Origin of the sequence: Pseudomonas sp. NPDC079086, assembly GCF_044542155.1 — a bacterium.
Classification (GTDB): Bacteria; Pseudomonadota; Gammaproteobacteria; order Pseudomonadales; family Pseudomonadaceae; genus Aquipseudomonas.
Genome location: NZ_JBITTY010000002.1, coordinates 951,621 through 972,975, shown reverse-complemented (window position 1 = coordinate 972,975; position 21,355 = coordinate 951,621). Strand labels below are relative to the sequence as shown.

Below are 21,355 nucleotides of genomic sequence, written 5' to 3'. Positions count from 1 at the left end.
AGGTTACAGGCCATGCAGGTCAAACGCTTTTTCGCCGCCGATATGCGTACCGCCATGAAGTTGGTGCGTGATGAGCTGGGTGCCGATGCCTCGATCATTGGTAATCGCCGGGTAGCCGGCGGTGTCGAACTGACCGCTGCGCTGGATTATCAGGTGCCTGCCGCGCCAGCCCGTCAGCCCAATCCGGCGCTGGAAGCCGAGTTGCGCAAGACCCAGGCAAAAATCGCCACGGCCCAGGCCGAGCTGACCACCCGTACTCAGGTTGATGCCGGCAAAGACCGCCAGCTGTTTGGCGCTGCCGACAGCTTGCCTGCTGACAGCCTGGCTGCCGTCATGCGCAAATCTCAGGCTGCGCCTGCTGCGGTAACCGATCAGCGCGCCCTGGATGCGATGCGTTTCGAGCTGCATGGCCTGCGCGAGCTGATTGAAGTGCAGTTGGGTTCGATTGCCTGGGGGCAGCTGCAGAACCGCCGTCCGCAGCAAGCCAATCTGTGGCGCCGTCTGCAGCGTATGGGATTGTCGGCCGAATTATCGAAAGCGCTGCTCGAACGTGTCAGTAACGTAACCGAGCCCCGCCAAGCCTGGCGCATGCTGCTGGCGCACCTGGCTCATGCGATCAAGACGCCGAAGCAGGAGCCGATGGAAGAGGGTGGTGTGATCGCCCTGGTGGGCCCAGCTGGCATGGGTAAGACCACCACTCTAGCCAAGCTGGCCGCGCGTTACGTACTCAAGTACGGCGCGCAGCATATTGCCCTGGTCAGCCTGGACAGCTACCGCATTGGTGCTCAGGAGCAACTCAAGACTCTGGGGCGTATTCTCAATGTCCCGGTGACCCTGGTCGATCCGGGTCAGTCGCTGACCCAGGCCCTGGCTCCGCTGGCGCGCAAGCGAGTGGTGCTGATCGATACTGCCGGCCTGCCCGCCAACGACCCAGCCCTGCGTATGCAGCTGGAAACCCTGGCCAGCCGTGGCGTCAACGCAAAAAATTATCTAGTAATGGCCGCCACCAGCCAGGGCCAAGTGCTGAAAGCCGCCTACCATAGTTATAAGCGCTGCGGCTTGTCTGGTTGCATCCTGACCAAAGCAGATGAAGCCACCAGCCTGGGTGAGGTTTTAGGACTGGCTATTAGCCAGCGTCTACCGGTAGCCTATCTCACTGATGGGCCACGCATTCCCGATGACTTGCAGATTCCCCGCAGTCATCAGTTGGTGAGCCGAGCCGTAGGGCTGCAGGCGACCCAAGATCCAAGCGAGGATACGATGGCGGAGATGTTTGCCGGCCTTTACCAGCAACCTGCACGACGCGTCAGTTAAGTGGCAGGTTGTTGGAATTGAAACGTGCTTAGCCGACCAAGTGGCTCCAGTCGAAGTTAGACAAGGTGTTAGAAAACATGGGTATGCATCCCGTACAGGTGATTGCGGTGACCGGCGGCAAAGGTGGCGTCGGTAAGACCAACGTCTCGGTGAACCTGGCGTTGGCCCTGGCTGATCTCGGCCGCCGGGTAATGCTGATGGACGCCGACTTGGGCTTGGCCAACGTCGATGTGCTGCTTGGCCTAAGCGCTAAACGCACCCTGGAAGACGTCATCAGCGGCGAGTGTGAACTGCGTGATGTGTTGCTGCAGGGGCCTGGCGGCATTCGTATCGTGCCAGCAGCGTCTGGCATTCAGAGCATGGTGCAGCTATCGCCCATGCAGCATGCCGGGCTGATCCAGGCCTTCAGTGATATCAGCGACAACCTCGATGTGCTGATTATCGACACCGCCGCCGGTATTGGTGATGGTGTCGTCAGCTTCGTGCGCGCGGCCCAGGAAGTGTTGGTGGTGGTGTGCGATGAGCCCACGTCGATTACCGACGCCTACGCGCTGATCAAGCTGCTCAACCGCGACCACGGCATGAATCGTTTTCGCGTATTGGCCAATATGGCCCACAGCCCGCAGGAAGGTCGCAACCTCTTTGCTAAGCTGACTAAAGTGACTGATCGCTTTCTCGATGTTGCCCTGCAGTATGTAGGTGCAGTGCCTTACGACGAGTCAGTACGCAAGGCCGTGCAGAAGCAGCGCGCGGTCTACGAAGCCTTCCCGCGCTCGAAGTGCGCGCTGGCGTTCAAGGCGATAGCCCAGAAAGTCGACGCCTGGCCGTTACCGGCTAACCCGCGCGGTCATTTGGAGTTTTTCGTTGAGCGTCTGGTGCAGCAACCGATCGCGGACACGGCCATATGACAGCAGCCTCTGGACTTCGTATGTATAGCAAGGCGCAGGCGCAGGACTCCCAGCACCAGTTGATCGAGCGCTACGCGCCCCTAGTCAAACGCATTGCCTATCACCTGTTGGCCCGTCTGCCGGCCAATGTGCAGGTCGACGACTTGATCCAGGCCGGTATGATCGGTCTGCTCGAAGCGTCAAAAAAATACGACTCCAGCAAAGGCGCCAGTTTCGAGACATTCGCCGGTATTCGCATTCGTGGTTCGATGCTCGATGAGGTGCGCAAAGGTGACTGGGCGCCACGCTCGGTGCATCGCAATAGCCGCATGGTCAGTGATGCGATTAGAAAAATTGAGGCTAGAACTGGCAGAGACGCTAAAGATCAAGAGGTTGCGGCCGAACTCCAATTGAGTCTCGAGGATTACTACGGCATTCTTGGCGACACTTTAGGCAGCCGCCTGTTCAGTTTCGACGACCTGTTGCAGGACGGCGAGCACGGCGGGCTGGGTGAAGACGCTGGCAGCAACCACCTCGAACCTTCTCGTGATCTGGAAGATGAACGCTTTCAGGCGGCCTTGGCAGATGCTATTGCCAACCTGCCGGAGCGCGAGCGTCTAGTGTTAGCGCTATATTACGATGAAGAATTGAATCTTAAAGAGATCGGCGAGGTGTTGGGGGTTAGCGAATCACGTGTAAGCCAACTACACAGTCAGTGTGCCGCTCGTTTACGCGCTCGTCTGGGCGAGTGGCGCGCACATTGAGTTGCATTTGCTAACGCTGGGCCGGTTTCACGATTAAAAGCGCATACAGGTTGCTGGGTGCGTTTGGGACTGTACGGAGGTCGACTTGGACAAGAACATGAAAATCCTCATCGTTGATGACTTTTCAACGATGCGACGGATCATCAAGAACCTCCTGCGTGACTTGGGGTTCACCAACACAGCGGAAGCCGATGATGGCGTCACCGCGCTGCCCATGCTCCAGAGCGGCAGTTTCGATTTTCTGGTGACTGACTGGAACATGCCCGGTATGACGGGTATCGACCTGCTGCGTGCGGTTCGCGCAGATGAACGCCTGAAAACGCTACCGGTGTTGATGGTTACTGCAGAAGCCAAGCGCGATCAGATCATCGAAGCAGCCCAGGCTGGGGTTAACGGTTATGTAGTTAAACCGTTCACCGCCCAAGTGCTGAAAGAGAAGATCGAGAAAATCTTCGAGCGGGTCAACGGCTGATGTCTGCCATGAGGGTGCTATGGAACATAAAGATTCCGTTCAGGGTGACCTTGAGTCGACCCTGAAACACAACGCTCGCCAACTGGTAGATAGCCTGGAACAAGGCAACTTTGGTGAAGCGGTACAGCTGATACATGAGCTCAACAAGGCGCGTGACCGTGGTCTGTATCACGAAGTCGGCAAGCTGACGCGTGAGCTGCACAACGCCATCGTCAATTTCCAGCTCGACCCCCATATGCCGCATGCCACGGAGGTTTCGCAAATAACCGATGCCACTGAACGGCTGAATTACGTGGTGACGATGACCGAAAAAGCGGCCAATCGCACCATGGATCTGGTTGAGCAGAGTGCCCCATTGGTTAATGACCTCAGTAGTGAGGCACATAGCCTGAGCGCTGATTGGGGGCGCTTTATGCGCCGCGAGATGAGCGCCGATGGCTTCCGTGAGTTGGCCAAGCGTGTTGAGCTGTTTCTAGCTAGTAGCGAGCGTGATGGCGCCAAGATATCCGGGCACCTCAACGACATTCTGCTGGCTCAGGACTACCAGGACCTTACAGGGCAGGTGATCAAGCGTGTAACGCAGCTGGTTACCGAAGTGGAAAGCAACCTGCTGAAACTGGTGCTGATGGCCAGTCAGGTGGACCAATTTGCCGGCATTGAGCACAACCACGAGTTGCTCCGCGCCGAACAAGAAAAACAAAAAGAGCCTTCGCGTGGTGAAGGTCCGCAGATTCATGCCGATAAGCGTGAAGACGTCGCATCCAATCAGGATGATGTCGACGACCTGCTTTCCAGCCTGGGATTTTAGGAGCACGTCTTATGAGCTTCGGCGCCGATGAAGAAATCCTCCAGGACTTCCTGGTAGAGGCCGGCGAGATTCTTGAACTACTGTCCGAGCAGCTCGTAGAGCTGGAAAGTCGCCCGGATGACATGAATCTGCTCAACGCTATCTTTCGCGGGTTTCATACCGTCAAAGGTGGTGCCGGTTTTCTCCAGCTCAATGAGCTGGTGGAATGCTGCCATATCGCAGAAAACGTCTTCGACATCCTGCGTAAGGGTGAGCGGCGCGTCGACTCCGCGTTGATGGATGTGGTGCTGGAAGCACTGGATGCCGTCAACAGCATGTTTACCGAGGTGCGTGAGCGTACCGATCTAACCCCCGCCACCCCTGAGCTGCTGGCCGCCTTAGCCCGTTTGGCTGAGCCGGCTGGCGCAGAAGACACTGTGTCGGCTGAAGCGCACGTTGAGCCTGAACCTGAACCTGAAGTTGCTGAGACCGCAGGCGATATCACGGACAGTGAGTTCGAGCATTTGCTGGGCGCCTTGGATGAATCTCCGGCGCAAGTTCCGAGCGCTGCTAGCAGTGATGAAATTACTGATGATGAATTCGAGTCATTGCTCGATCAGCTGCATGGCAAAGGCCAGTTTGTGGCCCCTGATGTTGCACCTGCACCTGCTCCGGCCAAGCCAGTAGCGGCGTCTGGCGATGAAATCACCGATGATGAATTCGAGTCGCTGCTCGATCAGTTGCATGGTAAGGGTCAGTTTGTTCCGCCACCTGTATCGGCACCCGCCGCGCCAGCGGCCAAGTCTGAGCCTGCAGCACCCCCGAGCGGTGATATCACCGACGACGAGTTCGAAGCACTGCTTGATCAGCTGCATGGCAAAGGCAAGTTTGTTGAGCCTGAGGCGATCAAGCCTGCAGCAGTTCCGGCAGCTCCAGTAGCTAAGCCTGCGGAGCCTGCAAAGGTCGCTGCCAAGCCAGCTGCAAAACCTGCAGCTAAAACGGAGCCGGCCAAGGCGCCTGCTGCTCCGGCAGCCGCGCCTGCAGCCGAGAAAGCTGCGCCGCCTAGCGAGGCGGAAACCACTGTGCGGGTTGATACCGCGCGGCTGGATGAAATCATGAACATGGTCGGTGAGCTAGTGCTGGTGCGTAACCGCCTGGTGCGTCTGGGCGCCAGCAGTGGCGATGAGGCCATGTCCAAGGCGGTGTCTAATCTGGATGTGGTAACGGCTGATCTGCAGACCGCAGTAATGAAAACCCGCATGCAGCCAATCAAAAAGGTCTTCGGACGCTTCCCACGCTTGGTCCGCGATCTAGCGCGCAACTTGAAAAAAGAGATCAATCTGGAACTGGTCGGCGAAGAAACCGACCTCGACAAGAACCTGGTCGAGGCGCTGGCCGATCCGTTGGTCCACTTGGTGCGCAACGCGGTCGACCACGGTATTGAAACCCCGGAAGAGCGTGAAGCTTCAGGCAAGCCACGTGGCGGCAAGGTGATCCTGTCCGCCGAGCAGGAGGGCGACCATATCCTGCTGTCGATCTCCGATGACGGCAAAGGTATGGATGCCGATCAGCTGCGGGCCAAGGCTGTAGAAAAAGGTCTGCTGGATAAAGATGCCGCCGACCGTCTCAACGAATTCGAGTGCTACAACCTGATCTTCGCACCGGGGTTCTCGACCAAAACCGAGATTTCCGATGTTTCCGGTCGCGGTGTGGGCATGGACGTGGTGAAAACCAAGATTTCCCAGCTTAATGGCACGGTCAACGTGTTTTCGGTTAAGGGCCAGGGCTCGAAAATCGTCATCAAGGTGCCGCTGACTCTGGCCATTATGCCGACGCTGATGGTGATGCTGGCCAATCAGGCGTTTGCTTTCCCGCTGGTCAACGTCAACGAAATCTTCCACCTCGACCTGTCGCGAACCAATGTGGTCGACGGTCAGGAAGTGGTCATTGTGCGTGACAAGGCCCTGCCGCTGTTCTACCTCAAGCGCTGGCTGATCGGCAGTGCCGCCCACGTCGAGCAAGGCGAGGGGCATGTGGTGATTCTCACCGTTGGCAGTCAACGTATCGGCTTTGTGGTCGATCAGCTGGTCGGCCAGGAAGAAGTGGTGATCAAGCCGCTGGGCAAAATGCTGCAGGGCACTCCAGGCATGTCGGGCGCGACCATTACCGGTGATGGACGTATTGCCCTGATTCTTGACGTGCCGAGCATGCTTAAACGTTATGCCCGGCGTATCTGATTGTTAGCGGCGCAGCTATCTGTCGCGCCGCTTAGGAGTGTTTATGGCTGTTAAGGTGTTGGTGGTTGATGACTCCGGTTTTTTTCGTCGGCGCGTGTCGGAAATTCTTTCAGCCGACCCAAACATTCAGGTAATCGGCACCGCCACTAACGGCCGTGAAGCCATCGAACAGGCCCAGGCGCTCAAGCCCGATGTGATCACCATGGATTACGAGATGCCGATGATGGATGGCATCACGGCTGTGCGTAACATCATGCAGCGCTGCCCGACGCCGGTGTTGATGTTTTCCTCGCTGACCCACGAGGGCGCTCGCGTTACGCTGGATGCGCTGGAAGCCGGAGCGGTGGATTTCCTACCGAAGAATTTCGAGGATATCTCGCGCAACCCGGAGCGGGTTAAACAGCTGCTCTGCGAAAAAATTCATACCATTGCGCGCAGTAACCGTCGTAGTTTGAGTCCGCCTCCTGTGGCAGCGCCTGCCACGACATCTGCTTCGCCAACCAAGCCTGCGGCACGTCCTGCAACTACCACTAGCACCTTGGCCCGCCCTGCTGCGGCTCCCGCGCCAGCTGTTGTCAGTGCTGCGCCTAAGCGTAAATCCTATAAGTTGGTTGCGATTGGTACCTCGACCGGTGGGCCGGTGGCGCTACAGCGTGTACTGACCCAGTTACCGGCTAATTTTCCTGCGCCAATTGTGCTGATCCAGCATATGCCTGCTGCTTTCACCAAGGCCTTTGCCGAGCGCCTCGACAAGTTGTGCCGCATCAGTGTCAAGGAAGCCGAGGACGGTGATGTGTTGCGCCCCGGCCTAGCGCTGCTGGCGCCAGGCGGCAAGCAGATGATGGTCGATGCACGCGGTGTGGTGAAAATCCTTCCTGGTGATGAGCGCCTTAACTACAAGCCTTGTGTCGATATCACCTTCGGTTCGGTGGCCAAGTCCTATGGCGACAAGGTGCTGGCGGTGGTGCTGACCGGTATGGGCGCGGACGGCCGTGAAGGCGCGCGCTTGCTCAAACAGGGTGGCAGCCAGGTGTGGGCGCAAGACGAAGCCAGTTGCGTGATCTACGGCATGCCTATGGCCATCGTCAAAGCCAACCTGGCCGACGCCATCTACTCACTGGATGATATCGGCAGGCACTTGGCGGAGACCTGCATTTAATGGATGTACTGAGCCTTATTGGGGTCATCCTGGCATTTGTCGCGATCCTTGGCGGCAACTACCTCGAAGGCGGCCATGCTGCAGCTCTACTCAATGGGCCTGCTGCGCTGATTGTGATTGGCGGCACCCTGGGTGCGGCGTTTTTGCAGGCGCCGATGAACGTGTTCAAGCGGGCTTTGGCAATCATTGGTTGGATCTTTTTTCCGCCGCGTGTGGACCTGGCCGGCGGCATCAACCGGGTGGTTGGCTGGAGTATGACCGCGCGCAAGGAAGGCCTGCTTGGCCTTGAGGCAGTGGCCGATGTTGAAGCCGACCCTTATGCCCGCAAAGGCTTGCAGCTGTTAGTCGATGGCGCAGAGCCTGAGGCCATTCGCAGTATTCTTGAAGTTGATCTGTACACCCAGGAAGGTCGCGATATTCAGGCTGCCAAGGTGTTTGAAAGCATGGGTGGCTACGCGCCGACCATTGGCATTATCGGTGCGGTGATGGGGCTGATTCACGTGATGGGCAACCTGGCCGACCCGAGCATGCTTGGCAGTGGGATTGCCGTGGCTTTTGTGGCGACCATCTATGGCGTGGGTTTTGCCAATTTACTGCTGCTGCCCATTGGCAACAAACTCAAGGCTATCGCTCAGCGCCAATCGCGTTACCGCGAGATGCTGCTCGAGGGTATCTTGTCGATTGCAGAGGGTGAAAACCCGCGCTCCATCGAATTGAAGCTGCAAGGCTTTATGGATTGATGGGGATACCAAATGGCCCGCAGGCGTCATCAAGAAGAACATGAAAACCACGAACGTTGGCTGGTGTCCTATGCCGACTTCATCACCTTGCTGTTCGCGTTCTTTGTGGTCATGTATTCGATTTCCTCGATTAACGAAGGCAAGTACAAAATTCTTTCGGACAGCCTGACTGGGGTGTTCAATCAGCCTGATCGGGCCATCAAACCGATTCCGGTGGGTGAGGAGCGGCCGCGCACCACTGAGCCGGATCGTTCGCTGGTGGATGAGGAAAGTGCGCAGTCATCCGCCGATGATCTGCAGAGCATTGCCAGCAGCGTGCGTGAGGCATTCGGTGACTTGATTCAGTCCGAACAGCTCAAGGTCAGTGGCAATGAGTTGTGGATTGAGATTGAACTCAGCTCCAGCCTGCTGTTTACCAGCGGCGACGCCATACCCAACAATGCGGCTTTCGACATTATCGAAAAAGTAGCCAAAATTCTGGCACCTTACGAAAACCCAATTCACGTGGAAGGCTTTACCGACAACCTACCGATTCAAACAGCCCAGTTCCCGACCAACTGGGAGCTCTCTACCGCGCGGGCTGCCAGTATCGTGCGTATGCTGACTATTGATGGGGTCAACCCCAGTAGGCTTGCAGCAGTCGGTTATGGTGAGTTCCAGCCTGTTGCGGATAACACCACCGCCGAGGGGCGCGGGCGTAATCGGCGGGTGGTGTTGGTAATCTCGCGCAATCTAGATGTGCGCCGTAGTGTGAGTGGTGTCGGCAGCGCCAATGCCAAACCCGATGCGGCCTTGCAGCGGGCTGGCACGCAACCTGCACCAGCCCCGGCAGCGCCGGCCCCGCAAACGGGTGCCGTCAATCCCCCGTCGCCGGCCCCATAAGGGTGGCCCCGTTCTCGGTCAGGCTGTAGCTGTACCGGGAGGATGATAACGATGAGAGTCTGGGCAGTAGCCAATCAAAAAGGTGGAGTCGGCAAGACCACCACATCAATCGCTCTGGCAGGCCTGTTGGCTGATGCTGGCAAGCGTGTGGTGATCGTCGATCTCGATCCCCATGGGTCGATGACCAGCTATTTCGGGCACGACCCGGACAGCCTGGAGCACAGCAGTTTCGATCTGTTTCAGCATAAGGGCAGCGTGCCGCGTGGCTTGCCGCAGCAATTGCTGTTGCCTACGAGCAATGAGCGCATCTCCCTGTTGCCGTCGAGTACTGCGCTGGCCACGCTGGAGCGCCAGTCGCCTGGACAGAGCGGCCTGGGCCTGGTGATTGCCAAGAGTCTGGCGCAGCTCTGGCAAGATTTCGACCATGCGGTGATCGACAGCCCGCCCTTGCTTGGCGTGCTGATGGTCAACGCTCTGGCCGCCAGCCAGCAGCTGGTGATTCCGGTGCAGACTGAGTTTCTCGCCGTCAAAGGTCTGGAACGCATGGTCAATACCCTGGCGATGATCAACCGTTCGCGTCAGCAGGCGTTGCCTTATACCATCGTACCGACCCTGTTCGACCGGCGTACCCAGGCCTCCATGGGTACACTGCGGGTGTTGCGCAATACTTACCCTGAGCATCTGTGGCCGGCCTATATTCCGGTGGATACACGCTTGCGTGATGCCAGCCGAGCGGGGCTTACACCGTCAACGTTCGACAACAATAGCCGAGGGGTAATCGCCTACCGGGCGTTGCTCAAACACCTGTTGTCGCAGCAGATTGCCGCACAGGTCGCTTGAGATGAACGGCTATGCTGAAGATATAGGCTCAAGTCTGTCGCTAGCGCGGCCGATAGTCTGTACAGATTGTTATTGCGGGTTGTATTCATGAGTCGTCCCCTAGCCACCGCTACACGTTCGCAACTGGCCTTGCAGTCCTATTTGGACGGCTTGCTGCAGGAGGCTGCGGTCGAGTTTGCCGAAAGCATCACTCTGGATGAGTTTGAGGCTGCGGTGCTGGAAGAGCAGGTGCGCGATGCCCGCACCATGCCGCAGGTACAAGCTGTGACGGTCAAGCCCGTGATTGAGCTGGCGCCGCGGCCGTTGGTGTTGCCTACCATCGAGATGCCTGCGCCGAAAATTGAAGTTCAGGTTGAACCGCCGCAGGAGGTGGTTGCAGCCCCTGTGGTGGTCGAGGCTATGCAGCCTGCTCCGCAGGTGCTGGTGGTGCCTGAGCCGGTGCTGCAGGGCCGGCCTGAGTGGGCTCAGGGGCCTTTCGAGTGTCTGCTGTTTGATGTTGCCGGGCTGACGCTAGCTGTTCCGCTGGTATGCCTAGGCTCAATTTACCCCCTGGAAGGCCAGGAACTTACGCCATTATTTGGCCAGCCAGACTGGTTTCTCGGCATACTGCCGTCCCAGGCCGGCAACTTGAAGGTGCTGGATACCGCGCGCTGGGTGATGCCGGATCGTTACCGCGATGATTTTCGCGAAGGTTTGCAGTATGTGATTTCTGTTGAGGGCTATGAGTGGGGGCTGGCGGTGCATCAAGTCAGTCGCTCTATTCGTCTCGACCCCAACGAGGTCAAATGGCGCAGCCAGCGCACACAGCGTCCGTGGCTGGCGGGTACGGTTATTGAACATATGTGCGCTTTGCTAGATGTCGCATCCCTGGCGGAATTGATTGCCAGTGGTGCGGCTAAACGCATGGCCGCGAACCAGATGCATTGAATAGCGCCGGGCTGTGCGATGTGCGCAGCTTTGCATCTATAGTAATCACAGCGGGGTATACACCCGCGATCGCCGCCGCGAGCGGTTCATGACGAGGCTAGGGACATGAAGAAAAGTTCTGCACAAGGTTCTGATGATCCGATTCTGCAGTGGGTGACGTTCCGTCTGGACAACGAAACCTATGGCATCAATGTGATGCAGGTCCAAGAAGTCTTGCGCTATACCGAGATTGCTCCTGTGCCGGGTGCTCCGAGCTATGTGCTTGGCATCATCAACCTACGCGGCAACGTGGTGACCGTGATCGACACGCGTCAGCGTTTTGGCCTCGACTCCACTGAGGTGACCGATAACACCCGTATCGTGATTATCGAGGCTGACAAACAGGTGGTTGGCATCTTGGTCGATAGCGTGGCCGAAGTGGTTTACCTGCGTCAGTCGGAAGTGGAGACCGCGCCGAACGTTGGCAACGACGAGTCTGCCAAGTTTATCCAGGGCGTTTGCAACAAGAACGGCGAGCTGCTGATTCTGGTCGAGCTGGACAAGATGATGAGCGAAGAAGAGTGGTCCGATCTGGAGAGCATCTAAGCCATGCTCGACGCGCTGCTGGTCGCGCTGGCCTTAGTTTGTCTGGGGCTGATAGGTGCATGCGTCTGGCTGGCCCGGCGGTTGCGCGACAGCATAAAGCTACAGGGCGAGCGTGATGCCGTGCGAGACCGGCGGCTCAAGGAGCTCAGCCGGCGGCTGGATGCCTACCTGACCGGTAGCGTGCAGATGGGCGAGGAGTTGCATGAGTTGCGCAGGGTCGTTGCGCCGTTACCGGACAAGCTCAATCAGATTGAGCAGCGTGACCCCAGCAGCCTGTCCTTTACCCAGGCTGCGCGTTTAGCTGGCATGGGTGCCAGCGTGGATGATTTGACCCAGTCCTGCGGTCTGAGTAAGGCCGAGGCTGAGTTGGTCAGCAAGATGCAACAGGCCAAACTGCAGCGTTCCTGATTCCCCAATCCTAAAAAACACTCAATGTGCCGGGCCTTCCAATAGGCGTAGCGGCGGCGTGATATCGCCATCACGTTCACTGCCGGCCGGCGCTTTACCCTTCAGGTACCAGGCAAAGGCGATGATCTCCGCGATACAGCGATACAGCTGCTCTGGAATCGCATCGCCCAGTTCCAGTCGCGCTAAAAGGCGCACCAGTTCGGCATTCTCGTAGATCGGTACTTCGTATTCGCGTGCGATGGCCAGAATGGCTTCGGCCAGCTCATCATCGCCTTTGGCACTGAGTACTGGCGCATTCTGGCCGTCGTAGGTGAGGGCGATGGCTTGGCGTGGCGCGGTCTTCTTCATGCGGTTTCATCCACCCAACGTTGTTCCAGGGTTGTGCGCGGCCCGCGTGGCGGCGTGCCCTGGCTGCAGGCCAATTCGCCAACCTGAACACCGGCAGCGTTTAGGCGCTGGCGTAGGTTGTCCAGTTCCGCATCGATCAGGCTGACGGTGCTGCTGCGTTCGGCCCACAGCTGGCTCGAAAGGCGACCGCGGGCCAGTTGCGCCTGCACTTGTAGAGGCCCTAGTGGATCAAGGTCGAAGGCAAGCTCGACTTTCCACAGGGTTTCCTTTTTCTCGGGCTTGCCTTGCGGGTTGCTTTCATCGCGCTGGATTTTTACCTGCAGCGGCACCAGCTCCTGTTGGTTGCGCATGGGCAGTTCCAGTTGCCAGGTGGTCAACAGGTTGCCGTCTGGGCCGACCTGACTCTGCGCCAGGCTGGAGAGCTGGTGGGTCTGCAGGCGTGAGATGGCTGCGGCGGCGAGCTTCAATAGGGTTTCCAGGTCAGCCTCACCTTCCATCGCCTGCAGCAGGCGTGAGGGCAGTGGGAAGTTCAACGCTTGCTGGCGGCTAGTGGCTTTGCCCAGGCTGCCTAGCAGGTCGCGGGCCAGTGCTGGCATCGCTTGGGCCAGGGCGGAGCCAGCATTGGCAGTGGCCAACGGTGCGGCGCCTGACAGGTTAGGTAGCAATTGAGTGATCAGGCGTAGCAGATTAGCTTTCAGGTCGGTTGGCAGCGCCTGGCCCTGGCCGCTGAGCAATTTGCTTTCCAATAGGATGCCGCTGTTTTCCAGGGCCGTGGCCAGGCCTTTTGGGGTGCTCAGTTGAGTGGCGTCGGGCAGGGCGCCGAAGAGTTTGTCGATACTGGTGCGCAGTCCTTCACTCATCTCGGCATTGCCGCGCAGCCCTTGCAGGGCGCTAAACAAACCCTCCAGGGAGCCTTGGCGGTTGTTTTGGCTGCCCAATTGCTGGCTCAGCGCGAGCTGATCCAGACGGCCGCTTAGCGGCATGAAGTTTAACGCTTGGCTACCTTGTACCTGAGCGCTGAGCAGGCTGCCCAAGGGGAGTGCCAATGGAGTTTCCAGAGACAGCTTGCTGCCAGCCAACGGCGTGTTGAGCAGGCTGACCAGCACCTTGTAGATCACCTGCTGCGAGCGTGTTTGCAGTATTTGTTCGCGAGCCACTACCTTGCCCTGCAGCAGGGTACCAACCGGTAACTGGTCGAGGTCCAGGCTGGTCAGGGTTTTTTCACCGCCCATCAGTACGGACAGGGCCAGGCGAGTTTCCGACAGGGCGGTTACGGCCAGGGATGTGCCTTGGGCAAGCGGACGCGGGCTGCTGGCTTCCAGGGTGGTCTGGCTACCGTTGCTCAACGTTAGCTTGAGCAGCATCTGAAAACTCTGCGCGACTTCCTTGAGGGCAATAACCTCGGCCTTGGCGGTTTCACCGCTGGCCAGCAGGCCCTGCATGGGCTGCAGCAGTTTCACCGCCAAGTCAGCCGCTATGGCGTTGGGTCGAGTGCTGGGAGGCGTCGGCGCAATAGGCCGTGGGCTGCTGATTTCGCTCATTGGCGGGTTACACCCTGTCGAAAATGCCCACTGCGGGAGGCGAGGTTGGGCATGTATAATCGCGCCCCGTCTGGTTCGGCTGCGCATTCCACTTGCGTCAGTATAGCGGCCAAGACTCTGCCGACTTGAACAGCTTTTGCCATCCATCTTAGGTGCCGATGCCTTGACCAGTCCTCTTCTCGAAGCCGTGGCGCTCGCCTGTGAGCGAGACTGGCGCATGCTCTTCGAGCGTCTGGAGCTGCGTCTGGTTCCCGGTGAGATGCTGCAGGTGGCCGGCCCTAACGGTAGTGGCAAGACCAGCCTGCTGCGTTTACTCGCCGGCTTGATGCAACCGACGGCTGGCGAGATCCGGCTCAATGGTCTGCCGTTGTCCGCGCAACGGGCTGAGCTTGCGCGCAACCTGCTGTGGATCGGCCATGCCGCTGGCATCAAGGGCTTGCTGACTGCCGAGGAAAATCTCACCTGGCTTTGCGCCTTGCATCAACCCGCTGAGCGCGATGCCATCTGGCAGGCGCTGGCGGCGGTAGGGTTATGCGGTTTCGAGGATGTACCCTGTCACACCCTGTCCGCCGGGCAGCAACGCCGTGTCGCGCTGGCGCGTTTGTACCTGCCGGGGCCACCGCTGTGGGTGCTGGATGAGCCGTTTACCGCGCTGGATAAGGCAGCGGTGGCGCAGCTGGAGAATCATCTGGCTGCGCATTGTCAGCAGGGCGGCCTGGTGGTGTTGACCACGCACCATGAATTGACGGTCAAGCCGGCCGGTTACCGCGAGCTTGATCTGGGGCAGCGTCCGTTATGAGCAATGTCTTTAGCCTATTGCTGGCCCGTGAGGCGCGTCTGTTGTTTCGTCGCCCGGCTGAGTTGGCCAACCCGCTGGTGTTCTTCGCCATTGTGATTGCCCTGTTCCCGCTGGCGGTGGGCCCGCAGACGCAGTTGTTACAAAGCCTTTCGCCTGGACTGGTGTGGGTAGCGGCCCTGCTGGCCGTGCTGCTCTCGCTTGACGGGCTGTTTCGCAGCGATTTTGAGGATGGCTCGCTGGAGCAGTGGGTCCTTTCGCCGCACCCCCTGGCTCTTCTGGTTCTGGCCAAGGTGCTGGCACACTGGCTGTTCTCAGGCTTGGCATTGGTGCTGTTGGCGCCGGTGCTTGCGCTGATGCTTGGTTTGCCAGGGCGCTGCCTGCCGGTGTTGCTGATCTCGCTGCTGCTCGGTACGCCGGTGCTGAGCTTGCTGGGTGCAGTCGGTGCGGCGCTGACGGTAGGCCTCAAACGTGGCGGCCTGTTGCTTGCGCTGCTGATTTTGCCGTTGTACATCCCGGTGCTGATTCTCGGCAGCGGTGCGTTACAAGCCAGCCTGCAAGGATTGCCGGCGGTCGGCCACCTGTTGTGGTTGGCCAGCCTCACCGCATTGGCGGTGACCTTGACACCTTTTGCCATCGCCGCTGGTCTGACGATCAGTGTCGCTGAGTAGACAATAAGCCTGAATGGCCGATTGATCCGGGAGCCTGCCTGCGCCCTGATCAGCCCTAGCACTGATGAGTAACCTGATGAACTGGACGTGGTTTCACAAGCTCGGCTCGCCCAAGTGGTTCTATGAAATCAGCAGCCGCTGGCTGCCCTGGTTGGCCCTGGCCGCTGCCTTGCTGCTGGTGGTCGGTCTGGTCTGGGGGCTGGCCTTTGCGCCGCCGGATTACCAGCAGGGCAACAGCTTTCGCATCATCTACATCCATGTGCCGGCAGCCTTCCTGGCCCAGTCGATCTACGTGATGCTGGCGGTGGCAGGTATTGTCGGTCTGGTGTGGAAAATGAAGCTGGCCGATGTCGCTCTGCAGCAGGCGGCGCCCATCGGTGCCTGGATGACCGTGATTGCGCTGATAACGGGTGCAGTGTGGGGCAAGCCGACCTGGGGTACTTACTGGGTGTGGGATGCACGCCTGACCTCGATGCTGATTCTGCTGTTTCTGTATTTCGGCGTGATCGCCCTGGGTAACGCCATTACCAACCGTGATAGCGCTGCCAAGGCCTGTGCGGTGCTGGCCATCGTTGGTGTGGTGAACATCCCGATCATCAAATACTCGGTGGAGTGGTGGAACACTCTGCATCAGCCGGCCACCTTCAGCGTTGTTTCGAAGCCGGCCATGCCGTTCGAGATGTGGATGCCGTTGCTGATCATGGTGCTGGGTTTCTACTGCTTCTTTGGCGCAGTGCTGCTGCTGCGTATGCGTCTGGAAGTGCTCAAGCGCGAAGCGCGCAGCAGTTGGGCCAAAGCCGAGGTCAAGGCGCTGGTGGAGAAAGGCCGATGAGTTTTGCCAGCTTTAGCGAGTTTATCGCCATGGGCACCCATGGGCCTTACGTCTGGTCCTGTTATGCCATCAGCCTGGCTGTGCTGGGGCTGAATGTGGCGCTGCCAATCCTGGCGCGTCGCCGTTATCTGCAAGACGAGGCGCGTCGTATGCGCCGGGAGGAGTTGAAGTGAACCCCGTGCGTAAAAAGCGCCTGTATATCGTCCTGGCCATCATCGCCGGTGTTGGCATCGCTGTGGCACTGGCCCTCAGCGCGTTGCAGCAGAACATCAATCTGTTCTACACCCCCACGCAGATCGCCAATGGCGAAGCCCCGCAGGACACCCGTATCCGCGCCGGTGGTCTGGTCGAGGAGGGCTCGGTCAAACGTTCCAGTGACTCGCTGGACACCGATTTTGTCGTCACCGACGGTGCCAAGAGCGTAACCATCCGCTTCAGCGGCATCCTCCCGGACCTGTTTCGTGAAGGGCAGGGCATCGTTGCCATGGGCAAGCTTGACGCCAATGGCGTACTGATCGCCGATGAAGTGCTGGCCAAACACGATGAGAACTACATGCCGCCGGAAGTCATGCAGGCCCTGGAACAGAGCGGTATGAAGCAGAAACATGACGCGGCCAAAGCGGCCAAGCAGGCGTCCCAATCGGAGTACGCGCAATGATCCCCGAACTCGGCCATCTGGCGATGATTCTGGCGCTGTGCATGGCGCTGGTGCAGGCGACTTTACCGATGATCGGAGCCTGGCGCGGTGATCGCCAGTGGATGAGCCTGGCGCAGCCAGCCGCATGGGGGCAATTCAGCTTCATGTTGTTCGCCTTTATCTGCCTGACCTATGCCTTTATGGTCGACGATTTCACCGTCGCCTACGTGGCCAACAACTCCAACAGCGCACTGCCCTGGTACTACAAATTCAGCGCCGTGTGGGGCGCGCACGAAGGCTCGCTGCTGCTCTGGGGTCTAATCCTCGCCGGCTGGACCTTTGCCGTATCGATTTTCTCGCGCCAGCTGCCGGAAGAGATGCTCGCCCGCGTGCTGGCGGTGATGGGCATCATCAGTATCGGCTTCCTGCTGTTCCTGATCATCACCTCCAACCCTTTCGAACGCCTGCTGTTTGATACCCCGGTCGATGGCCGCGATCTCAATCCGTTGTTGCAGGACTTTGGTCTGATCATTCATCCGCCGATGCTATATATGGGCTATGTCGGCTTCTCCGTGGCCTTTGCTTTCGCCATTGCTGCCTTGCTTGGTGGCAAGCTGGACGCGGCTTGGGCGCGCTGGTCGCGGCCATGGACCATTGTCGCCTGGGCCTTCCTCGGCATCGGTATTGCGCTGGGCTCCTGGTGGGCCTACTACGAACTCGGCTGGGGCGGCTGGTGGTTCTGGGACCCGGTGGAGAATGCCTCCTTTATGCCCTGGCTGGTCGGCACCGCACTGATCCACTCGCTTGCCGTGACGGAGAAACGCGGTGTGTTCAAGAGCTGGACCGTGCTGCTGGCCATCGCCGCCTTCTCCCTGAGCCTGCTGGGTACCTTCCTGGTGCGTTCCGGCGTACTGACTTCGGTGCATGCCTTCGCCAGCGATCCTGAGCGTGGCGTATTTATCCTGGCGTTCCTGTTGATCGTGGTGGGCAGCTCGCTGGCGCTGTTTGCGATCCGTGCGCCGGTGGTTAAGAGCCAGGTTGGCTTCGCCCTGTGGTCGCGGGAAACCTTGCTGCTGGTCAACAACCTGATTCTGGTGGTGGCCGCCGCGATGATTCTGCTCGGCACCCTGTATCCGTTGGTGCTAGACGCCATGACCGGGGCCAAGCTGTCGGTCGGCCCGCCGTACTTCAACGCCTTGTTTGTGCCGCTGATGGGCCTGTTGATGGCGATGATCGCGGTCGGCGTGCTGGTGCGCTGGAAAGACACCCCGCTGCAGTGGCTGCTGAGCATGCTCGCGCCGGTGCTGATCGGCAGTGTGGTGCTGGCAGTGATCGCGACTTTCCTGGTCGGCGACTTCAACTGGGCGGTGCTCGGCGTATGCCTGCTAGCCGCTTGGGTGGTGCTGGCCGGGGTGCGCGATATTGTCGAGAAGACTCGCCACAAGGGCCTGCTCAAGGGGTTGCCAAGCCTGACCCGCAGCTATTGGGGTATGCAGACTGCGCACCTGGGCATGGCGGTATGCGCCCTCGGTGTGGTGCTTACCAGCATGGGCAGCTTCGAGCGCGATATGCGCATGGCGCCGGGTGAGTCGGTGGACATTGGTGGCTATCAGTTTGTCTTTGAAGGCGCCGTGCATTTCGAAGGACCGAACTTTACTTCCGACAAAGGCACAGTGCGCATCCTGGAAGAGGGTAAGCAGATTGCCGTGCTGCACCCGGAAAAGCGCCTGTATACCGTGCAGCAATCGGTGATGACCGAAGCCGGTATTGACGCCGGGATCACCCGCGACCTGTTCGTCGCCCTCGGCGAGCCACTGGAAGACGGTGCCTGGGCAGTGCGCGTGCATATCAAGCCGTTCGTGCGCTGGATCTGGTTCGGTGCGCTGCTGATGGGCTTCGGTGGCTTCCTGGCTGCCAGTGATAAACGCTACCGCATGAAGGTACGCACCCGCGTGCGTGATGCGCTGGGCATGGCGGGGGCGCAGGCATGAAGCGATTACTGCTGCTGTTGCCGTTGCTGGTCTTTCTTGGCGTGGCGGTGTTTCTCTATCGTGGGCTGTTCCTCGATCCCACCGAGTTGCCTTCGGCGCTGATCGGCAAACCGTTGCCGGCGTTCTCCCTGCCAGCGGTGCAGGATGGCAAAACGCTCACCGAGGCCGACCTCAAGGGCAAGCCGGCGCTGGTCAACGTCTGGGCCACCTGGTGTGTGGCTTGCCGCGTTGAGCACCCGGTGCTGAACAAGCTGGCCAAGCTGGGCGTGATCATTTATGGGGTCAACTACAAGGATGACAACGCAGCCGCGCAGAAGTGGTTAGTGGAGTTCCATGACCCCTATCAACTGAATATCAACGATGCGCGCGGCACTCTGGGTCTGGACCTGGGCGTTTACGGCGCGCCAGAGACCTTCCTGATCGACAAGGATGGGATCATCCGCCACAAGTTTGTCGGGGTGATCGATGAGCGTGTCTGGCGTGAACAGTTGGCGTCGCTGTATCAGGCATTGGTCGACGAGGCTAAACCATGAAACGTTTGCTGACCGCTGCCGTATTGGGGCTCGCCTTGCTTGGCACTGCCCAAGCAGCCATCGATACCTACGAATTTGCCACTGAGGCTGAGCGCCAGCGTTATCGCAATCTTGTGGAAGAGCTGCGCTGCCCGAAGTGCCAGAACCAGAACATTGCCGACTCCGATGCGCCGATTGCCATGGACCTGCGTGCACAGATCTACCGCATGCTGGAGGAGGGTCAGAGTAACGAGCAGATCATCGACTATCTGGTTAGCCGCTATGGCGATTTCGTCCTCTACAAACCGCCAGTAACCGCGCGCACTGTGCTGCTGTGGTACGGCCCAGCTGGTTTGCTGGCCGGTGGTTTTGTCCTGCTTGGGGTCATCCTCCTGCGTCGTCGCAGCAAGCCAGGCGTCACCGCCAGCGGCCTGTCAGTAGATGAACAGCAGCGTCTGGCTGCTCTGCTTAATCAAACGCCTGTGGATAAGAAAGACTGATGATTGAATTCTGGTTATGCGCCGGTCTGTTGCTGCTGACGGCCCTGGCTTTTCTGCTGATCCCGGTGCTGCGTGCACGCAAGGTTCAGGCTGAAGAAGACCGTACTGCCCTCAACGTGACCCTGTATCAGGAACGTCTGCAGGACCTGCAGACGCAACACGAAGCGGGAGCGTTGAATGCCGAGCAGCTGGCCAATGGCCGTGATGAGGCAGCCCGCGAGCTACTCGCCGATACCGAGGGCGTGTTGGCGCAGCCCATGCGGCGTGCGTTGGGCGGCAAGATTCCACTGATTGCCGCGCTGCTGATGCCGCTACTGGGCTATGGCCTGTATCAGCATTGGGGCGCAATCGATGATGTTGAGCGTGCACGTACTTTTGCCGATCAGCCGAAAACCATCGAGGAAATGACTGCACGCCTGGAAGCTGCGGTGAAGAACGATCCCAAATCCGCCGAGAGCTGGTACTTCCTTGGTCGTACCTATATGGCCCAGGAGCGTGCTGGTGATGCTGCGGTGGCGTTCGAGCGCGCTATCGGCGTAGCCGGACGCGAGCCGGAGCTGCTCGGGCAGTGGGCGCAGGCGCTGTATTTTTCCGGTGACAAGCAATGGACCGAACAGCTGCAGGCGCTGACCGATGAGGCGCTGAAAGGTGACCCGGCAGAAGTTACCAGCCTTGGCCTGCTCGGTATTGCCGCCTATGAAGCTGGGCAGTTCCAGCAGGCGATTGGTCACTGGCAGCAACTGGTGGCGGTACTGCCGGCGGAAGACCCTTCACGTCAGGCGATTCAGGGTGGGATTGACCGTGCCCGTGAGCAGCTTGGTGAGCCCGCAGCTGATGTTGCTCCAGCAGTCAGTCAGGGTTTGAACGTACGGGTCGCGCTGGCTGCCGAGCTGCAGGCCAAGGTGCAGCCGGGCGACTCGGTATTTATCTTTGCTCGCGCGGTTTCTGGGCCGCCGATGCCGTTGGCGGTCAAGCGCCTTACCGTGGCGGATTTGCCGGCCGAAATCAGCCTGTCGGACAGCGATGCGATGATGCCGCAGCTGAAAATCTCCGGCTTCGAACAGGTACAGCTGGTTGCACGTATTTCGCGCAGCGGCAACGCCACGGCCGGTGAGTGGATCGGCAGCAGCCAACCGTTGGCCAGTAAGACCACCGAGCTGCAGCAACTGCTGATCGATAGCGCCGACAGCAAAACACCATGAGTCGGTTACTGCGCGGCGCCGTGCTAGTCGGTCTGCTGGGGCTCGGCGCCTGCGTACAGACCCCACTTGCCACGGCGCCGGTTACCAGTCCGAGTGGCAGTAGCAATCACCCACGCTTTGCCCCACCACCTGCGGTAGAGAGTCAGTGGGATGCGGGGTTAGGCGTGTACGTGGTCGGTGGTACTCCTCACCTGTATTACCGTGAGCGTACCTATTACCGTTGGAACTCCGGTTGGAGCTGGGCCAGTAACCCGAAGGGTCCTTGGTTGCCGACCGACAGCAGCGGTGTGCCGCCCGGTTTGTATCGCCGCTACGCGCAATAA

At 59.3% G+C, this 21,355-nt stretch carries 25 protein-coding genes; 23 read left to right on the top strand and 2 right to left on the bottom strand.

Annotated features, from left to right (window positions below; all coding sequences use genetic code 11):
- Positions 1-12: 12 nt before the first annotated feature.
- From flhF to ACIGEK_RS14205, 13 genes are all read left to right on the top strand, one after another.
- Positions 13-1,314: a flagellar biosynthesis protein FlhF gene (gene flhF, locus ACIGEK_RS14265; RefSeq protein WP_397493919.1), complete on the top strand. Its 1,302-nt coding sequence runs from the start codon at positions 13-15 to the stop codon at positions 1,312-1,314.
- A 77-nt stretch (positions 1,315-1,391) separates the two neighbouring features.
- Positions 1,392-2,222 (top strand): flagellar synthesis regulator FleN, encoded by an 831-nt coding sequence (gene fleN / locus ACIGEK_RS14260; RefSeq protein ID WP_090252106.1) that lies wholly within the window; start codon positions 1,392-1,394, stop codon positions 2,220-2,222.
- On the top strand, positions 2,219-2,965 hold the full coding sequence (gene fliA / locus ACIGEK_RS14255) for an RNA polymerase sigma factor FliA (RefSeq protein ID WP_167145311.1): 747 nt from the start codon (positions 2,219-2,221) through the stop codon (positions 2,963-2,965). Before fleN ends, fliA begins: the two co-directional genes overlap by 4 nt.
- Before the next feature lie 97 nt (positions 2,966-3,062).
- Positions 3,063-3,437, top strand: coding sequence for a chemotaxis response regulator CheY (locus ACIGEK_RS14250; protein WP_178091816.1), 375 nt, complete (start codon positions 3,063-3,065; stop codon positions 3,435-3,437).
- Positions 3,438-3,456: 19 nt separating this feature from the next.
- Positions 3,457-4,245: a protein phosphatase CheZ gene (locus ACIGEK_RS14245; RefSeq protein ID WP_397493918.1), complete on the top strand. Its 789-nt coding sequence runs from the start codon at positions 3,457-3,459 to the stop codon at positions 4,243-4,245.
- Between the two features lie 11 nt (positions 4,246-4,256).
- Positions 4,257-6,461, top strand: a complete 2,205-nt coding sequence (locus ACIGEK_RS14240; protein WP_397493917.1) for a chemotaxis protein CheA — start codon at positions 4,257-4,259, stop codon at positions 6,459-6,461.
- A 43-nt stretch (positions 6,462-6,504) separates the two neighbouring features.
- A complete protein-coding gene (locus ACIGEK_RS14235; RefSeq protein ID WP_397493916.1) occupies positions 6,505-7,620 on the top strand; it encodes a chemotaxis response regulator protein-glutamate methylesterase in 1,116 nt (371 codons plus the stop codon).
- Positions 7,620-8,360, top strand: coding sequence for a flagellar motor protein (locus tag ACIGEK_RS14230; protein ID WP_397493915.1), 741 nt, complete (start codon positions 7,620-7,622; stop codon positions 8,358-8,360). Before ACIGEK_RS14235 ends, ACIGEK_RS14230 begins: the two co-directional genes overlap by 1 nt.
- A 12-nt stretch (positions 8,361-8,372) precedes the next feature.
- On the top strand, positions 8,373-9,242 hold the full coding sequence (gene motD, locus ACIGEK_RS14225) for a flagellar motor protein MotD (RefSeq protein ID WP_397493914.1): 870 nt from the start codon (positions 8,373-8,375) through the stop codon (positions 9,240-9,242).
- A gap of 51 nt (positions 9,243-9,293) precedes the next feature.
- Complete coding sequence (locus ACIGEK_RS14220; RefSeq protein ID WP_304864316.1) at positions 9,294-10,082, top strand: ParA family protein; 789 nt, start codon at positions 9,294-9,296, stop codon at positions 10,080-10,082.
- Positions 10,083-10,169: 87 nt separating this feature from the next.
- On the top strand, positions 10,170-11,009 hold the full coding sequence (locus ACIGEK_RS14215; protein ID WP_397493913.1) for a CheW domain-containing protein: 840 nt from the start codon (positions 10,170-10,172) through the stop codon (positions 11,007-11,009).
- A gap of 105 nt (positions 11,010-11,114) precedes the next feature.
- On the top strand, positions 11,115-11,594 hold the full coding sequence (locus ACIGEK_RS14210) for a chemotaxis protein CheW (RefSeq protein ID WP_090252131.1): 480 nt from the start codon (positions 11,115-11,117) through the stop codon (positions 11,592-11,594).
- A 3-nt stretch (positions 11,595-11,597) separates the two neighbouring features.
- Positions 11,598-12,002 carry a DUF2802 domain-containing protein gene (locus ACIGEK_RS14205; RefSeq protein WP_397493912.1) on the top strand — a complete coding sequence of 135 codons (405 nt, stop codon included), beginning with the start codon at positions 11,598-11,600 and terminating at the stop codon, positions 12,000-12,002.
- Positions 12,003-12,023: 21 nt separating this feature from the next.
- Here the strand turns inward: ACIGEK_RS14205 and ACIGEK_RS14200 are convergent, their stop codons facing one another.
- Positions 12,024-12,350: an EscU/YscU/HrcU family type III secretion system export apparatus switch protein gene (locus ACIGEK_RS14200; RefSeq protein WP_397493911.1), complete on the bottom strand. Its 327-nt coding sequence runs from the start codon at positions 12,348-12,350 to the stop codon at positions 12,024-12,026.
- Entirely contained in the window at positions 12,347-13,891 is a 1,545-nt protein-coding gene (locus ACIGEK_RS14195) for a flagellar hook-length control protein FliK (protein WP_397493910.1), read from the bottom strand. The genes ACIGEK_RS14200 and ACIGEK_RS14195 overlap by 4 nt, the downstream gene beginning before the upstream one ends.
- Positions 13,892-14,054: 163 nt before the next feature.
- On the opposite strand from ACIGEK_RS14195, the gene ccmA reads away from it, so the two are divergent.
- From ccmA to ACIGEK_RS14145, 10 genes are all read left to right on the top strand, one after another.
- Complete coding sequence (ccmA, locus tag ACIGEK_RS14190) at positions 14,055-14,690, top strand: cytochrome c biogenesis heme-transporting ATPase CcmA (protein WP_397493909.1); 636 nt, start codon at positions 14,055-14,057, stop codon at positions 14,688-14,690.
- The gene (gene ccmB, locus ACIGEK_RS14185) at positions 14,687-15,358 is read left to right on the top strand and encodes a heme exporter protein CcmB (RefSeq protein ID WP_397493908.1); all 672 of its coding nucleotides are present in this window, start codon (positions 14,687-14,689) and stop codon (positions 15,356-15,358) included. The genes ccmA and ccmB overlap by 4 nt, the downstream gene beginning before the upstream one ends.
- A gap of 73 nt (positions 15,359-15,431) precedes the next feature.
- Positions 15,432-16,190, top strand: coding sequence for a heme ABC transporter permease (locus ACIGEK_RS14180; RefSeq protein WP_397494026.1), 759 nt, complete (start codon positions 15,432-15,434; stop codon positions 16,188-16,190).
- Positions 16,187-16,363, top strand: a complete 177-nt coding sequence (gene ccmD / locus ACIGEK_RS14175; RefSeq protein ID WP_397493907.1) for a heme exporter protein CcmD — start codon at positions 16,187-16,189, stop codon at positions 16,361-16,363. Before ACIGEK_RS14180 ends, ccmD begins: the two co-directional genes overlap by 4 nt.
- Complete coding sequence (gene ccmE, locus ACIGEK_RS14170; RefSeq protein ID WP_397493906.1) at positions 16,360-16,848, top strand: cytochrome c maturation protein CcmE; 489 nt, start codon at positions 16,360-16,362, stop codon at positions 16,846-16,848. Before ccmD ends, ccmE begins: the two co-directional genes overlap by 4 nt.
- Positions 16,845-18,818, top strand: a complete 1,974-nt coding sequence (locus tag ACIGEK_RS14165) for a heme lyase CcmF/NrfE family subunit (protein ID WP_397493905.1) — start codon at positions 16,845-16,847, stop codon at positions 18,816-18,818. Before ccmE ends, ACIGEK_RS14165 begins: the two co-directional genes overlap by 4 nt.
- On the top strand, positions 18,815-19,351 hold the full coding sequence (locus tag ACIGEK_RS14160; RefSeq protein ID WP_397493904.1) for a DsbE family thiol:disulfide interchange protein: 537 nt from the start codon (positions 18,815-18,817) through the stop codon (positions 19,349-19,351). The genes ACIGEK_RS14165 and ACIGEK_RS14160 overlap by 4 nt, the downstream gene beginning before the upstream one ends.
- Positions 19,348-19,830 carry a cytochrome c-type biogenesis protein gene (locus tag ACIGEK_RS14155; protein WP_397493903.1) on the top strand — a complete coding sequence of 161 codons (483 nt, stop codon included), beginning with the start codon at positions 19,348-19,350 and terminating at the stop codon, positions 19,828-19,830. Before ACIGEK_RS14160 ends, ACIGEK_RS14155 begins: the two co-directional genes overlap by 4 nt.
- Positions 19,830-21,032: a c-type cytochrome biogenesis protein CcmI gene (gene ccmI / locus ACIGEK_RS14150; RefSeq protein ID WP_397493902.1), complete on the top strand. Its 1,203-nt coding sequence runs from the start codon at positions 19,830-19,832 to the stop codon at positions 21,030-21,032. Before ACIGEK_RS14155 ends, ccmI begins: the two co-directional genes overlap by 1 nt.
- On the top strand, positions 21,029-21,355 hold the full coding sequence (locus tag ACIGEK_RS14145) for a hypothetical protein (protein WP_397493901.1): 327 nt from the start codon (positions 21,029-21,031) through the stop codon (positions 21,353-21,355). Before ccmI ends, ACIGEK_RS14145 begins: the two co-directional genes overlap by 4 nt.